This window comes from Streptomyces parvus, from assembly GCF_014648875.1.
Lineage (GTDB): Bacteria > Actinomycetota > Actinomycetes > Streptomycetales > Streptomycetaceae > Streptomyces > Streptomyces parvus.
The window spans coordinates 192,745-207,102 of record NZ_BMRY01000010.1 but is presented as its reverse complement, the minus strand read 5'-3'; the positions used below and the strand labels follow the sequence as shown (position 1 = coordinate 207,102).

Sequence of the window (14,358 nt, the reverse complement as noted above, 5' to 3'; positions counted from 1 at the left end):
GAGGCAGGCCCATGCCCCGGGAGCCCTCAGCCGGTGGCCGCCGTCCTCTCTGTGCCCGCGTCCGCCTCCGCTTCGGCGGCGGGCGCGGACGCATGTTCCGTGGCAGGCGGCTCCGTGCGGGCCTCCTCCTCCGCGGCCACGTGCGGGATGAAGGAGACCCGGACCACGTCCTCCCCGTCGGGCCGCAGGCTGAAGTCTGCTTCCATCGCCCGGGCGAGCCGAACCAGCAGCGGCACGGTGGGCATGGAGCCGCCCAGCTCCAGCTTCGACACCTGCGGCTGGGTCATGTTCGCGCGTCGCGCCAGCTCGGTCTGGGCCAGGCCCAGCGCCGTACGCCGGTCGTAGACCGCCTGCCCGAGATCCCAGGCCAGATCGAGCTCCCGGCGGCGTCGTACGCGCTCCGCGCTCTCGGCGCTGTCCTCGCCCTCCGAGATGCTCGCGGCGACCTTCCGGTCCCGGGCAAGCTTCCACTGTGCGTGACTCACCATGTGGCTCTTCCTTTCCAGACGTCGCGTCTAGACATCGCGGATGAATGTGTCGTGGGCGGGCCCGTGCTCCGTTTCGCAGACCGCCTTGGCGCGCCTGGCGCGAGCGATCTCCGCATTCTCGCGCTGCCGGGTCTTGCGGAAGACGGTCAGCAGGACCACCCGGCGCTGCGGGGCCAGCCAGTACGAGATCCGCACGGCTTCGCGATTGCGCCCCATCTCGAACCTGAGCTCCCGCACTCCGTCCCCGATGTACCGGGAGTGCGGCTCGTCTAGCGTGGTCGCTTCCTGCGCCAACCTGCCCGCCGCGTGCTCCGCCCTCTCGTAGTCACTCGCCGACAGGTTCGTCAGCCACAGGCGGACCTCCGGCTCGATCTCGATGATGAAGGGTTCTTCCATGTCGAGGAGCGTATATATCCAGCAGTGTATATCCACGGGACTGGGGAGGGAAGTCCGTCGGACGAGTGGCGGGGGCGCGGTCCGTTGACCGGGCCGCCCGGCGAGGGATTGTTGCGGAGGGATGAAATCCGCCCCCCACCGCGTTGGTGCCTTCCGGAAGATCGAACGGGACGGGGAGGCAAAGCGTGACGGGCGCAGAGCAACAGGGGTGGGGCCGGCGGCTGACCGGGTACGCGTGGCGGTACCGGCGGAACGTCGTGCTCGCCCTCGGCTCGTCGCTCGCCGGCATGGCCGTCATGGCCCTCGTGCCGCTCATCACCAAGGTGATCATCGACGACGTGGTCACCGACCACACCCGCTCGCTCGCCGTCTGGACCGGGCTGCTCATCGGCGCGGCCGTCCTCGTCTACATCGCCACCTACATCCGCCGCTACTACGGCGGCCGGCTCGCCCTCGACGTCCAGCACGATCTGCGTACGGACATGTACGCGACGATCACCCGGCTCGACGGGAAGCGTCAGGACGAGCTGTCCACCGGGCAGGTCGTCGGCCGGGCCACCAGCGACCTCCAGCTGATCCAGGGGCTGCTGTTCATGCTCCCGATGACCATCGGGAACGTGCTGCTCTTCCTCATCTCCCTGGTGATCATGGCGTGGCTCTCCCTCCCGCTCACCCTCGTCGCCCTCGCCGTCGCCCCCGCGCTCTGGTTCATCGCCCGCCGTTCCAAGACCCGCCTCTTCCCCGCCACCTGGTACGCCCAGAGCCAGGCCGCCGCCGTCGCCGGAGTCGTCGACGGGGCCGTCTCCGGGGTCCGGGTCGTCAAGGGGTTCGGGCAGGAGGACCAGGAGACCGGGAAGCTCCGCGAGGTCGGCCGGCGGCTCTTCGCCGGGCGGCTGCGCACCATCCGGCTGAACTCCCGGTACACCCCCGCCCTCCAGGCCGTGCCCGCCCTCGGCCAGGTCGCCATGCTCGCCCTCGGCGGCTGGCTGGCCACCCGGGGCGAGATCACCCTCGGCACGTTCGTCGCCTTCTCCACGTACCTCGCCCAGCTCGTCGGGCCGGTCCGGATGCTCGCCATGGTGCTGACCGTGGGGCAGCAGGCCCGTGCCGGTGTCGAACGCGTCCTGGAGCTCATCGACACCGAGCCCTCCATGACGGACGGGACCAAGGAACTGCCCGCCGACGCCCCGGCCGGGATCGAGTTCGACGACGTCACCTTCGGATACGCTCCGCTTCGCTCCGCCTCCGCTACAGACACTGACCCTGGAAGCGGAGCCTCGGACCGGCCCGTACTCGACGGGTTCTCGCTCACCGTCGAACCCGGCGAGACCGTCGCCGTCGTCGGCGCCTCCGGCAGCGGCAAGTCCACCGTCTCGCTCCTGCTGCCCCGCTTCTACGACGTCTCCCACGGGGCCGTCCTCATCGGCGGCCACGACGTCCGCGAGCTGACCCAGGCCTCCCTGCGCGCCGCCATCGGGCTCGTCCCCGAGGACAGCTTCCTCTTCTCCGACACCGTCCGCGCCAACATCGCCTACGGCCTCCCCGACGCCACCCAGGAGCAGATCGAGACGGCCGCCCGCGCCGCCCAGGCCCACGGGTTCATCTCCGAACTGCCGAACGGCTACGACACCACCGTCGGCGAGCACGGGCTCACCCTCTCCGGCGGCCAGCGCCAGCGCGTTGCCCTCGCCCGCGCCATCCTCACCGACCCCCGGCTCCTCCTCCTCGACGACGCGACCTCCGCCGTCGACGCCCGCGTCGAGCACGAGATCCACGAGGCGCTGAAACAGGTGATGGCGGGGCGGACCACCCTCCTTATCGCTCACCGCCGCTCCACCCTCCAGCTCGCCGACCGCATCGCCGTCCTCGACGGCGGGAAGCTCGCCGCGATCGGCACCCACGAGGAGCTGGAGCGCACCTCCGCCCTCTACCGCCGCCTCCTCACCGACCCCGACGAGCTGGGCGCCACCTCGCCCGGCCACCGGCCCACGCGCGCCGAGGCCGGTCCCGAGGACGACCGCGCCCTCCAGGAGGAGCTGGACGCCGAGTTCGACGCGGAGCGCGGCATCACCCCCGAGCTGTGGATCCGCAGGGAGGAGGAGCGGGACACCACCGTCGCCGGGATGCCCGCCACCCCCGAACTCCTCGCCCAGGTCGAGGCGCTGCCGCCCGCCACGGACACCCCCGGGATCGACGAGGCCGCCGCCGTCCGCCCGGAGGAGTCGTACGGGCTGCGCCGGCTGCTGCGCGGCTTCGGCAGGGCCCTGCTCGTCAGCCTCGGGCTCGTCGCCGTCGACGCCGGGATGGGCCTGCTGCTGCCGGTCCTGATCCGGCACGGCATCGACGAGGGCGTCAGCCGCCTCTCCATCGGCGCGGTGTGGGCCGCCTCCGCGATCGCGCTGGCCGTCGTGCTCGTCCAGTGGGCCGCCCAGATCGGCGAGACCCGGATGACCGGCCGGACCGGCGAACGGATCCTCTACTCGCTCCGGCTGAAGATCTTCGCCCAGCTCCAGCGGCTCGGCCTCGACTACTACGAGCGCGAGCTGACCGGCCGGATCATGACCCGGATGACGACGGACGTGGACGCGCTCTCCACGTTCCTCCAGACGGGTCTGGTCACCGCGTTCGTCTCCGTGGTCACCTTCTTCGGGATCATGGTCGCGCTGCTCGTCCTGGACATCCAGCTCGCCCTGGTCGTCTTCGCCACCCTGCCCGTGCTGATCATCGGCACCTTCTTCTTCCGGCGCAGCAGCGTCAAGGCGTACGAACTGGCCCGGACCCGTATCAGCTCCGTCAACGCCGACCTCCAGGAGTCCGTCGCCGGTCTCCGGATTGTCCAGGCCTTCGGCCGCGAGCACGACGGGGCCGCCCGCTACACCGAGCGCAGCGACGCGTACCGCGAGGCCCGGGTACGCGGCCAGTGGCTGATCTCGGTCTACTTCCCGTTCGTCCAGCTGCTGGCCTCCGTCGCCGCCGCCGCGGTGATGATCGTGGGCGCGGGCCGGATCGACAACGGCACGCTGACCGTCGGCGCGCTGGTCGCCTACCTCCTCTACATCGACCTGTTCTTCGCCCCCGTCCAGCAGCTCTCCCAGGTCTTCGACGGCTACCAGCAGGCCACCGTCTCCCTCGGCCGCATCCAGGAGCTGCTCCGCGAGCCCACCTCGACCGCCGACCCGGACGAGCCGCTCGACGTGCTCTCGCTGCGCGGCGAGATCGCGTTCGAGGACGTCTCCTTCGCGTACGGGGACGAGGAGGAGGCCCTCACCGGGATCGACCTGCACATCCCGGCCGGGCAGACCGTCGCCTTCGTCGGGGAGACAGGGGCCGGGAAGTCGACCCTGGTCAAGCTGGTCGCCCGGTTCTACGACCCCACGGGCGGCCGGGTCACCGCCGACGGCACCGATCTGCGCAAGCTCGACATGACCGCCTACCGGCACCGCCTCGGCGTCGTCCCGCAGGAGGCGTACCTCTTCGCCGGGACGGTCCGCGACGCCATCGCCTACGGGCTGCCCGACGCCACCGACGCCGAGGTGGAGGCCGCGGCCCGCGCGGTCGGCGCGCACGAGATGATCGCCACGCTGGAGGGCGGCTACCTCCACGAGGTCGCCGAGCGCGGCCGCAACCTCTCCGCCGGACAGCGCCAGCTCATCGCCCTGGCCCGTGCCGAGCTGGTCGACCCGGACGTCCTGCTCCTGGACGAGGCCACCGCCGCCCTCGACCTCGCCACCGAGGCCCTCGTCAACCAGGCGACCGACCGGCTCACCGGCCGCCGGACCACGCTGGTGGTCGCCCACCGGCTGACGACGGCCGCCCGCGCCGACCGGGTCGTGGTGATGGACCACGGACGCGTCGCCGAGGACGGTACGCACGACGAGCTGCTCGCCCTGGACGGGCAGTACGCCCGGCTGTGGCGCACCTTCACAGGGGAGGGCATAGAGGGCCTGGGGGAGGACGAGCCCGCGGCCGTGTGAGAGCCCGGCGGCCCGGGGTGCCCGTCCCGTGCAACCTCTCGGGCGTCTGCTGCGTCGTAGCCAGGGACGCATGGGCGTACAGATGTCAGGTGGGGGTGAACATGTTCGACGGAACTGTGGGGCCGGTGAGTCGGGACGGGGCAACGGGACCGGCCGGAGCGGTGCGTCGGGGCATGGCGGCGGAACCGGCCGGTGCGGTGAAACCGGTGCGGCGGCGACGGCTGCCGCTCGTCGGCCTCCTCGTCCTGCCCCTGCTGGGCGGACTCGTCCCCCTCCTCGCCGTCCCCGGCACCGCCCAGGCCGCATCCGGCTGCTCCGGCCGCCCGGCGAAGACGGTGGAGTTCTCCACGGGAGAGTTGCGCGTCTACAAGTCCCGCGCCCACGCCTGCGCGGTGACGGTCGCCAAGAAGCCCGGCAAGCGGCGGACGATGAGCGTCACGCTCCAGGCGCGCGGCGGCCGCGTCGTCTCCGACAAGGGCTCGTACACGAAGATGGCGGGACCGGTCACGGTCAACGCGCTCAACCGCTGCGTCCGCGCCACCGGCGCGATCGGCAAGAAGTCCGTCTCCACCGGATGGATCCTCTGCTGACATCGGGTGCTGACATCCGGCGCGACATCCGGTGCTGACAATCTGTGCCGACATTCTGTGCTGACACGGACAACCGGGTCTGGCGTGGCGTGTGTTGCCCCGATAAGTTCACGGCGACTGTTGTGAACAAAGGGGAGAGTGCATGCGCAAGTCACTCACTGGGGTTCTCTCGCTCGCCGTGCTCATAGGCACGGTCGGAGCCACGGGGGCCTCGGCCGGTGCGGCCACCGCCGCGGAGCCGGCCGTGAACCGGAGCAGCGGAGCCGCCGCCGGCAGCGAAGCGAGCACCGAGGACATCAAGGACCGCATCCTGGCGATCCCGGGCATGAGCCTGATCGAGGAGAAGCCGTACGCGGGTTACCGCTACTTCGTCCTCAACTACACCCAGCCGGTCGACCACCGGCGCCCGTCCAAGGGCACGTTCCAGCAGCGCATCACCGTGCTGCACAAGGACGTCTCCCGGCCGACGGTCTTCTCCACCAGCGGCTACAACGTCTCGACCAACCCCAGCCGCAGCGAGCCGACGCAGATCATCGACGGCAACCAGGTCTCCCTGGAGTACCGCTTCTTCACCCCGTCGCGCCCCGCCCCGGCCGACTGGTCCAAGCTGGACATCTGGCAGGCCGCCAGCGACCAGCACCGGGTGTTCACCGCGCTGAAGAAGATCTACGGCAAGAAGTGGCTGGCCACCGGCGGGTCCAAGGGCGGTATGACCGCCACGTACTTCGAGCGCTTCTACCCGAAGGACATGGACGGCGTCGTCGCCTACGTCGCGCCCAACGACGTCAACGACAAGGAGGACTCGGCGTACGACCGGTTCTTCCGCAACGTCGGCACCGAGGAGTGCCGCGACAAGCTGGCCGGCGTCCAGCGCGAGGCGCTGATCCGGCGGGCCCCGCTCCAGAAGAAGTACAAGGAGGAGGCCGCCGCCAACGGCTGGACCTTCAACACCATCGGCTCCCTCGACCGTGCCTACGAGGCCACGGTCCTGGACTACGTGTTCGCCTTCTGGCAGTACAGCCTCCTCGCCGACTGCGTGGACATCCCGGCCGACGCGAAGAAGGCCACGGACGAGGACATCTGGAACTCCGTCGACGGCATCGTCGGCTTCTCCGGCTACGCCGACCAGGGCCTGGAGACGTACACCCCGTACTACTACCAGGCGGGCACCCAGCTCGGATCGCCGGACATCAAGCAGCCCTGGCTCGGCAACCTGAGCCGCTACGGCTACCAGCCGCCGCGCAACTTCGTGCCCCGCTCCATCCCCATGAAGTTCGACCGGCGCGCGATGCGGGACATCGACAGCTGGGTCAAGCACAACGCCCGGCGGATGATGTACGTCAACGGCGAGAACGACCCGTGGAGCGCGGAGCCGTTCCGCCTCGGCCGCGGCGCGAAGGACAGCGCGGTGTACACCGTCCCCGGCGGCAACCACGGCGCGCGGGTCTCCGGTCTCCCCGAGGCCCAGCGGGCCAAGGCCACCGCCGACATCCTGCGCTGGGCGGGCGTCGCCCCGGCCACCGTCGAGAACGACCCGGCGAAGGCGAAGCCGCTGGCGAAGTTCGACACCAGGCTGGACCAGCGCAACGGCGAGGTCGAGCGCGACGAGGCCACGCTGCGCCCGTAGTTGCCGGTCGCAGCCGATCCTCCCGGGCCGCGCCCGTCGGTCACCGTCACCATCCGGTGGACCGGCGGGCGCAGCCCACCGGCCGCTCCCCGCGCAGGGAGACGAACAGGTCCGTGTCGTCCGGGCACCGGTCCCGTCGCTCCACCGCCGACTCCACCCGGTAGCGCGGGGCACGGCCGCCCGCGTCCGCGCAGGCGGTCTCCGTGACCTCGCCCGCGCGGGAGGCGGTGACGCAGTCGCCGACGACGGTCAGCGGCCCGCCGCCCTGCCCCGGGTCGCCCGGGTGCGGGGGTTCCAGGTTCCGCATGCAGGCGTAGCCGGTGGTGAGCCGGGAACGGGCGCCGGTGCCCGTCTCGGAGACATGCAGGACGAAGTCGGTGGCGTCCGGGCAGGGCGGACCCGACGACGGGGTGCCGAGGTGCCGGGCGAGGACGGTGGCCGCGGCCTTCTCGCTGCGGCAGAACACCTCCCGGATCACCGGGCCCCGCGAACTGCAGTCCCCGGGCCCGAGGAACACCACACCGTACGGGGACGGGCCCGGCGAGGCGGGCGCGGGCGCCCGGCCGTCGGTGACCGTACGGCCCGGGGCCTCGCAGGCCGTCGTCAGCAGGAGCGCGACCACGGCCACGAAGGCGGCCACGGCCGGCGCGACGCGGGCCGCCGGGACCACGCGGGCCGGTAACGGGGTGGCGGGCCGTCGGCTCCGGGCCCCCGAGGACGTGTGCTCATCCATGAAAACCCCCCAATACGTCATCGAAGACGTACACCCGGCGCGGCCCGCCGGAGCGGGGCCACGCCAGGTGCGGGGGTGCTTTGCGCCGATGGCCGGAGGCCGGGGCCGTCCGGTCGCCGTAGGGCTAGTACGACAGTCCGTGGCCCACCGGGTACAGCACCTGCGTCGGATCGTCCGCGCGCTGCACCGGAACCGGCAGGGTGCCCTCCGGCTCGGCGCGGCCCGCGATCACCCGGGCCGCCGCGCGCAGTTCGACATCGGTCCAGGAATACGCGGCGAGACTCGCCGCGACGCCGGTCCCGGTGAGGTGGGCGACGTCGTACGGGTTGCGGATCGCGACGGTGACGACGGGGACACCGGTCGCCACGAGCGCGGTCACCAGCGTGCGCTGCGAGCTGCTCGCCGTGACGTTGTACGTCGCCACGACCACCGCGTCCTTGCCCTCGGCGGCGGCGACCGCCTCGTCGATCTTGGCCTGGTTCGGGGCCGTACCGGTCGACAGCGCCCGTGCGCTGAAGCCCAGTTCACCGAAGGCGTGGGCCAGGGTGCCGGTCGGCGGGCCCGTCGTCCCGGAGGGGGAGGCCGGATCGGCCCCCACCACCAGCAGGTTGCGGTGGGTGCGCCGGGAGAGCGGCAGCAGCGATCCCGGATCGGCGAGCAGGGTCGTCGTGCGCTCGGCGATCCGGTCGGCGGCGGCCCGGTGCGTGCGGCTGCCCACCGTGCGCTCGACGCCCCGGTGGCTGACGAACGGGTCCCGGAACAGGCCGAGTCCGCTCTTCAGCCGCAGGATGCGCAGGATCGATTCCTCGATCCGCTCCTCGCTGATCTCACCGCTGCGGACCGCCTCCAGTACGGCGTTCCAGGCGACGGAGAGGTTCGGCGGGTTCAGCAGCTGGTCCACGCCCGCCAGCAGGGCGAGGACCGGAACCCGGTCGTCGCCGTACTTCGTGCGCACCCCCTCCATGCCGAGCGAGTCCGTGACCACCACCCCGTCGTAGCCCAGCTCCTCACGGAGGATGCCGGTGAGGATCGGCCGGGAGAGCGTGGCCGGGTCCTCGGACGGGTCGAGGGCCGGGACCACGATGTGCGCGGTCATGATCGAGTCGATCCGGGCCCGGATCGCGGCGCGGAAGGGCGGGGCGTCCAGCTCCTCCCACTGGGCGCGGGTGTGGTTGATGACGGGCAGTCCGGTGTGGCTGTCGGTGTTCGTGTCGCCGTGGCCGGGGAAGTGCTTGGCGGTCGACGCGATGCCCGCGCCCTGGTAGCCCTTCACCTGCGCCGCGACCAGGTCGGCCACCGCGTCGGGGTCCGAGCCGAAGGACCGTACGCCGATGACCGGGTTGGCCGGGTTGACGTTGACGTCGGCGTCCGGCGCGTAGTTCTGGTTGATGCCGAGCGCGGCCAGCTCCGTGCCCGCGATCCAGGCGGCCCGCCGGGTGTCGGAGCGCGATCCGCCCGCGCCGAGGGCCATCGCGCCCGGCAGCAGCGTGGCGGGTTCGCCGACCCGGCAGACGATGCCGTGCTCCTGGTCGGTGGAGACGAGCAGCGGCACCCGGTGGCGCTCGGCGAGCGCGGCGCGCTGGAGGCCGTTGGAGAGGTCGGCGATCTGGTGCGGGTCGCGGGTGTTGTGCGCCCAGGTGAAGTAGATGATGCCGCCGACGTGGTACGTGGAGATCAGCTCGGCCGCCGTGCGGACCCCGATCTCCTTGAGGTTCGCGTCGACGTCGGCCTGGTCGGGGTCGGTGGCGGAGTGCCCGTAGACCCGCATCACGAAGAGCTGGCCGACCTTCTCCTCCAGACTCATCCCGGCGATGATCCGCCGCAGCCGGCGGTCGGTGGAGGCGTTCGTGGAGTGCGCGGAGGCGACGGCGGGCGGGGTGAGGGCGCCGGTCGCCGCGGCGGCGGTGACGGCCGCGGTGGCGGTGAGGAGGGTGCGTCTTGAGGTGCGGTGGGGCACGTGAGCTCCTTCCCGGGGTGAAAGAAACTTCCAAGGAAGTACGCTTATAGGGAAAATAACTTCCGGTCAAGAGGCCGTGCCGGGGCCGGGAGTGACGTACCGCCATAGGAGTCGGCCGCCGTGGCCGGACTCGCCTCGCCCCGGACGCCTGCCTCACGCCGACCGCGGGCCGGACTCGCCTCAGGCCAGTCCGGCCGCCGCGCCGTGGGCCCGCAGCGCGTCCACCGCTGCCGTGATCGCCGGACGCCGCGCCGCCTCCGTGCGCCACAGCGCGTACAGCCGCCGCTCCGGCACCGGGTCCAGGTGCACCGCCACCACCCCGTCCGGGAGCGGCCCCCGCCCCAGCCGGGGCATCATCGCGATGCCCAGCCCGGCGGCCACCAGGGCGAGTTGGGTATGGTTCTCCTCCGCCCGGTGCCGGATGTCGGGCTCGTACCCCGCCGTGCGCAGCGTCCGCACCAGCCAGTCGTGGCACACCGTCCCGGGCGGCTGGCAGATCCACCGCTCGCGCGCCAGCTCCTCGCGCCGCACCCCGTCCCGCCCGGCCAGCGCATGCCCCTCGGGCACCAGCAGATCGCACCGGTCCAGCCCGATCACCGCCTGGGCCAGGCCCTCCGGGGCGGGCAGCGGCGCGATGTCCCAGTCGTGCGCCACGGCCAGATCGACGACCCCCTTCGCCGCCAGGTCCACCGACAGATGCGGGTCCACCTCGTCCAGCCGGACGTCCAGCGCCGGATGGTCCCGGTCCAGCTCGGCCAGCACCCCCGGCAGCAGCCCCCGCGCGGCCGAGGCGAACGCGGCGATCGTCAGCCGGCCCGTCGGCAGCCCCCGGCGCTCCTCCAGCTCCGTCTCCGCCTGCTCCATGATCGCCAGCAGTCGCTGGGCCGTGTCGGCCAGCCGCAGCGCCTCCTCGGTCAGCGCCACTCCGCGCCCGCGTCGCTCCAGCAACGTCGTCCGGGTCTCCCGCTCCAGCTTGGTGATCTGCTGGGAGATCGCGGACGGGGTGTAGCCGAGGGCGGTCGCCGCGCCCGCGACGGAGCCGTGGACGAAGACCGCGTGCAGGGCGCGCAGCCGGGCCAGATCGAGCACGGTGACCTCATCCTTCAGGGGTGTCTTCCCAGGGCATTCCAGGGACATTCTTCAGCAGCGCTGAATCCCATCATGAAGAAAACCGCGCTGGTGCTACACGGTCATCCTGCTGAATGCTCGCCGCATGCGTCCACGCCATATCGCCCTGGCCGTGCTCGTCGCGGCACTCTGGGGCGTGAACTTCGTCGTGATCGAGCTGGGGCTCGACCACTTCCCGCCGCTCCTCTTCTCCGCGCTGCGCTTCCTCGCCGCCGCCGTGCCCGCGATCTTCCTCCTGGGCCGTCCTTCGGTCGCCTGGAAGTGGGTCGTGGGGGTCGGACTCGTCCTGGGGGTGGGGAAGTTCGGGCTCCTGTTCATCGGCATGGACCAGGGGATGCCCGCCGGGCTCTCCTCCCTGGTCCTCCAGATCCAGGCCGTCTTCACCGCCCTGTTCGCCGCCCTCGCCCTCTCCGAACGGCCCGGCCGGATCCGGGTGGCGGGCATGGCCGTCGCCCTCGCGGGCATCGCCGTGGCCGCCGTCGACGAGGGGGCGGGCGGCCCGGTCCTCGCGTTCGTCCTCGTCGTCGGGGCCGCCGCCTGCTGGGGCGTGTCCAACGTGTTCACCCGGCGGGCCGCGCCCCGGGACGCCCTGACCTTCATGGTCTGGGTCTCGGCCGTTCCCGTGCTGCCGCTGCTGGGCCTGTCCCTCCTCTTCGAGGGCCCGGACCGGGACGCGGAGGCGCTTGCCTCGCTCGACTGGAGCGGGGTGGGCATCATCCTGTTCGTCGCCTGGGTCAGCACGGTGTTCGGCTTCGGCGCCTGGGGCTTCCTGCTCCGCCGGTACCCCGCCTCGTCCGTGGCGCCCTTCACCCTCCTCGTCCCGGTCTTCGGGATGTCCTCGGCGGCGCTGGTGCTCGGCGAGGAGGTGAGCCCGCTGCGCTGGTGCGCGGCGGCACTGCTGGTGGGCGGGGTGGCGCTGACCTCGGGCGTCGGACGCCGGACCGCGGCGCCCCGACCGGAGCCGGACGCCGGGGCCGCTGTGGCGGTCGCCGGGTCCGCTACTGCTTCGGGGCGCCCAGCCGCAGCAGGTGCTCGCGTCCGGCGGCCAGCAGGCCCGGCAGCTCCGCCGCCCCCGGGTGCCAGCGCTTCTCGTACTCCCAGCACACCCACGTGTCCGGACCCAGCTCGTCCAGGCACTCCGCCAGCGGCAGCACCCCGGAGCCCAGCGGCAGCGGAGTGAGGTCCTCCGCGGAGGCGACGTCCTTCACCTGCACATAGCCCAGGTGCGGGGCGAGCACCGCCCGGCCGGCGGCCGGCTCCTCACCGGCGAGCCAGGTGTGCAGGACGTCCCAGATCGCGCCGACCCGGGGGTGCCCCACCGTGGCGACGACCCGGGCGACGTCGAGGCCCGCGCGGTGCGAGTCATGGGTCTCCAGCAGGATGCTCACACCCATGTCGGCGGCGGCCGGGGCCGCCGAGCCGAGCCGCCGGGCGGCCGTCGCGTCGGCCTCCGCCTGCTCCTGGTCGCCGCCGCCGGGGAAGACCCGGACGTAGGACGCGCCCAGATCCCGGGCGAGCTTCACCAGCTCGGACAGCTCCGCGAGGACCGGCTCGTCGTCCCCCTCGGCGGCCACCCGGACGTACCCCGCGAGGGCCAGGATCTCCACCCCGCCGGCCTTGAACGCCTCGACCACGTCGGCCCGTTCCAGCGACGAGAGCCCCAGGTGCACGGGCTCCTCGGGATGGACACGCAGCTCCACCCCCTGGTAGCCGTTACCGGCGGCGAGCCGGACGACCTCGGCGACCGGCGTCCCCGGCACCCCGAGGGTGGAGAAAGCGAGCTTCATCGTGCGTGTCCTTCCCTTGCGCTTCGTGCCCCGTGCGCTGAGCCCTGTGCCTTGTGCGGGCTGTGCCCTTGTGCCGACGCCCCGCTCCTGCCCGCCGGGCCGGTGGGTACTCCCGCGCGCGGTTCCGTACCGGGGCCGCCTCAGCCGACGCCGCGCAGCAGCCGTTCCAGGCTACCCAGCAGCTTCAGCGCGTCCTCGCGTTGCGCGCCCGCCAGAGTGGGCCCGCCCAGGACGGGGTGCTCCTCGGCCTCCCGTACCCGCTCCGGGGTGATCACCCGCAGGGCGGCGGCGGCCTGCCGGGCGAACATCGCGAGCAGATCCAGCTCCCGTACCCCCGACCGGGCCTGCGGGGAGGGGTCCAGCACCTCCAGGACGCCCAGGATCCTGGCGTCGCTGATGAGCGGGGCCGCCATCAGGGCGTTCGGTACGTACGCCGTCGACTCCGCCAGCGAGCGGTCGAAGGACGGGTCGGCGCTCAGGTCGTCGACGACCATCGGCTCGCCGGAGGTCGCCACCCAGCCGGCGATCCCGCGCCCGGCCGGGAACCGGCGGCCCACCAGGAACTCCTCGCCCTGCCCGGACACGGCCTGGAAGACCAGCTCGTCCGCCTCCTCGTCGAGCAGGAACACCGAACTGGCCTCGGCCCCGAAGATGGCACGGGCCACGTCGACGACCGACTGGAGCAGCTCGCTGCGCGGCGCGTCGATGACGGGAGAGGCGGGAGAGACGGGGGACGGGGCGGAATCAGTTCTCTGAGTCATCACGGGTATCTCCTGTATCTCCTGCCGGAGGGGAATAAGGACGCGGCGCGTGGCGCACGTTGGCCGCGGACAGATAGAGGGCGTTCTTGAGCTGGAAGGCCGTCATCCGCGGATGCGCAGACAGCACGCGGGCGCAGAGCCCGGCGACGTACGGCGTGGCGAAGCTGTTTCCCGTGGTGCGGATGGTCCGGCCGCCCAGCCAGGGCACGGTCACGTTCTGGCCCGGCCCGAAGAACTCCACCGGGGGGTCCGGGTTGTACAGGTGCAGTTCGGGGTCGTCCTCCTGGTGGCTGCCCACCGAGATCACGGAGGCGAACCGCCAGGGGAAGCTCTCCACCGGGGTGTTGTGCGCCGAGGCGACGATCACCGTACGGGCGAAGTAGGCGCTGTCGGCCAGGCTGTGCAGCTCCTGCGCGAACCGGGTACGGGTCGTCGACAGGCTGAGGTTGACCACGTCGAACCGCTGCTCCACCGCCCAGCGCAGCCCGGCCATCAGGATGTCGCCGGTGCCGGAGAACCGTTCCCCGAGCACCCGCACACTGTGGATCTCGCACTCCGGGGCGGTCCGGCGGATGATGCCCGCGCACGCGGTGCCGTGGCCGCAGGTGTCGCCGGTCGTGGTCGGCTCGACGGTGATCCCGCCGCTCTCCCCGTCCTTGACGACGACCCAGGAGCCGGCCAGCGGGCCGACCAGCGGATGGTCGCGTTCCACACCCGAGTCCACGACGCACACGCGGACGCCGCGCCCGGTGGCGGGCCCGGCGGGGCGGCCGAGCGGCGGTCCGGCGTCCGCCAGCACCGGTACGTCGTCGGGGCCGCGCCCGCGCAGACTCCAGGTCAGGCCCTGCCCCGGAGCCGTGCGCGCCCCGGGCCGCAGCGGCTCCGCCGGTGCCTGTGCTGGTTCCGTGGTGGTCATC

At 72.4% G+C, this 14,358-nt stretch carries 11 protein-coding genes and 1 pseudogene; 4 read left to right on the top strand and 8 right to left on the bottom strand.

All coding sequences use genetic code 11. From position 1 onward, the window contains the following. Positions 1-26 precede the first annotated feature (26 nt). Both IE140_RS27765 and IE140_RS27760 read right to left on the bottom strand, forming a co-directional pair. Positions 27-488 (bottom strand): helix-turn-helix domain-containing protein, encoded by a 462-nt coding sequence (locus IE140_RS27765; protein WP_150196790.1) that lies wholly within the window; start codon positions 486-488, stop codon positions 27-29. A gap of 27 nt (positions 489-515) precedes the next feature. Continuing rightward, entirely contained in the window at positions 516-884 is a 369-nt protein-coding gene (locus IE140_RS27760) for a type II toxin-antitoxin system RelE/ParE family toxin (RefSeq protein WP_093444834.1), read from the bottom strand. A 185-nt stretch (positions 885-1,069) separates the two neighbouring features. Here IE140_RS27760 and IE140_RS27755 point away from each other — a divergent pair, with 185 nt between their 5' ends. From IE140_RS27755 to IE140_RS27745, 3 genes are all read left to right on the top strand, one after another. Then, positions 1,070-4,858, top strand: coding sequence for an ABC transporter ATP-binding protein (locus IE140_RS27755; RefSeq protein ID WP_150196791.1), 3,789 nt, complete (start codon positions 1,070-1,072; stop codon positions 4,856-4,858). Positions 4,859-5,031: 173 nt separating this feature from the next. Further along, on the top strand, positions 5,032-5,448 hold the full coding sequence (locus tag IE140_RS27750) for a hypothetical protein (RefSeq protein ID WP_229826922.1): 417 nt from the start codon (positions 5,032-5,034) through the stop codon (positions 5,446-5,448). A gap of 142 nt (positions 5,449-5,590) precedes the next feature. Further along, the gene (locus IE140_RS27745) at positions 5,591-7,075 is read left to right on the top strand and encodes a S28 family serine protease (protein WP_093444825.1); all 1,485 of its coding nucleotides are present in this window, start codon (positions 5,591-5,593) and stop codon (positions 7,073-7,075) included. Positions 7,076-7,121: 46 nt separating this feature from the next. Here IE140_RS27745 and IE140_RS27740 read toward each other — a convergent pair whose 3' ends face one another. From IE140_RS27740 to IE140_RS27730, 3 genes are all read right to left on the bottom strand, one after another. Continuing rightward, on the bottom strand, positions 7,122-7,808 hold the full coding sequence (locus tag IE140_RS27740; RefSeq protein ID WP_189460802.1) for a hypothetical protein: 687 nt from the start codon (positions 7,806-7,808) through the stop codon (positions 7,122-7,124). Between the two features lie 124 nt (positions 7,809-7,932). Then, on the bottom strand, positions 7,933-9,765 hold the full coding sequence (locus IE140_RS27735; RefSeq protein WP_150196792.1) for a glycoside hydrolase family 3 protein: 1,833 nt from the start codon (positions 9,763-9,765) through the stop codon (positions 7,933-7,935). Between the two features lie 180 nt (positions 9,766-9,945). Next, positions 9,946-10,854 carry a LysR family transcriptional regulator gene (locus IE140_RS27730; RefSeq protein WP_150196793.1) on the bottom strand — a complete coding sequence of 303 codons (909 nt, stop codon included), beginning with the start codon at positions 10,852-10,854 and terminating at the stop codon, positions 9,946-9,948. A 124-nt stretch (positions 10,855-10,978) separates the two neighbouring features. On the opposite strand from IE140_RS27730, the gene IE140_RS27725 reads away from it, so the two are divergent. Further along, entirely contained in the window at positions 10,979-12,073 is a 1,095-nt protein-coding gene (locus IE140_RS27725; RefSeq protein ID WP_425281905.1) for an EamA family transporter, read from the top strand. Here IE140_RS27725 and IE140_RS27720 read toward each other — a convergent pair. From IE140_RS27720 to IE140_RS27710, 3 genes and pseudogenes are all read right to left on the bottom strand, one after another. After that, positions 12,006-12,680 (bottom strand): annotated as a pseudogene (locus IE140_RS27720) (sugar phosphate isomerase/epimerase family protein); the annotation flags it as partial. The gene IE140_RS27725 and the pseudogene IE140_RS27720 sit on opposite strands and share 68 nt — an antisense overlap. A gap of 140 nt (positions 12,681-12,820) precedes the next feature. Next, positions 12,821-13,441 carry a GAF domain-containing protein gene (locus IE140_RS27715; RefSeq protein WP_032774786.1) on the bottom strand — a complete coding sequence of 207 codons (621 nt, stop codon included), beginning with the start codon at positions 13,439-13,441 and terminating at the stop codon, positions 12,821-12,823. Beyond that, a complete protein-coding gene (locus IE140_RS27710) occupies positions 13,425-14,357 on the bottom strand; it encodes a S8 family peptidase (protein ID WP_150196794.1) in 933 nt (310 codons plus the stop codon). Before IE140_RS27710 ends, IE140_RS27715 begins: the two co-directional genes overlap by 17 nt. Position 14,358: the final 1 nt, after the last annotated feature.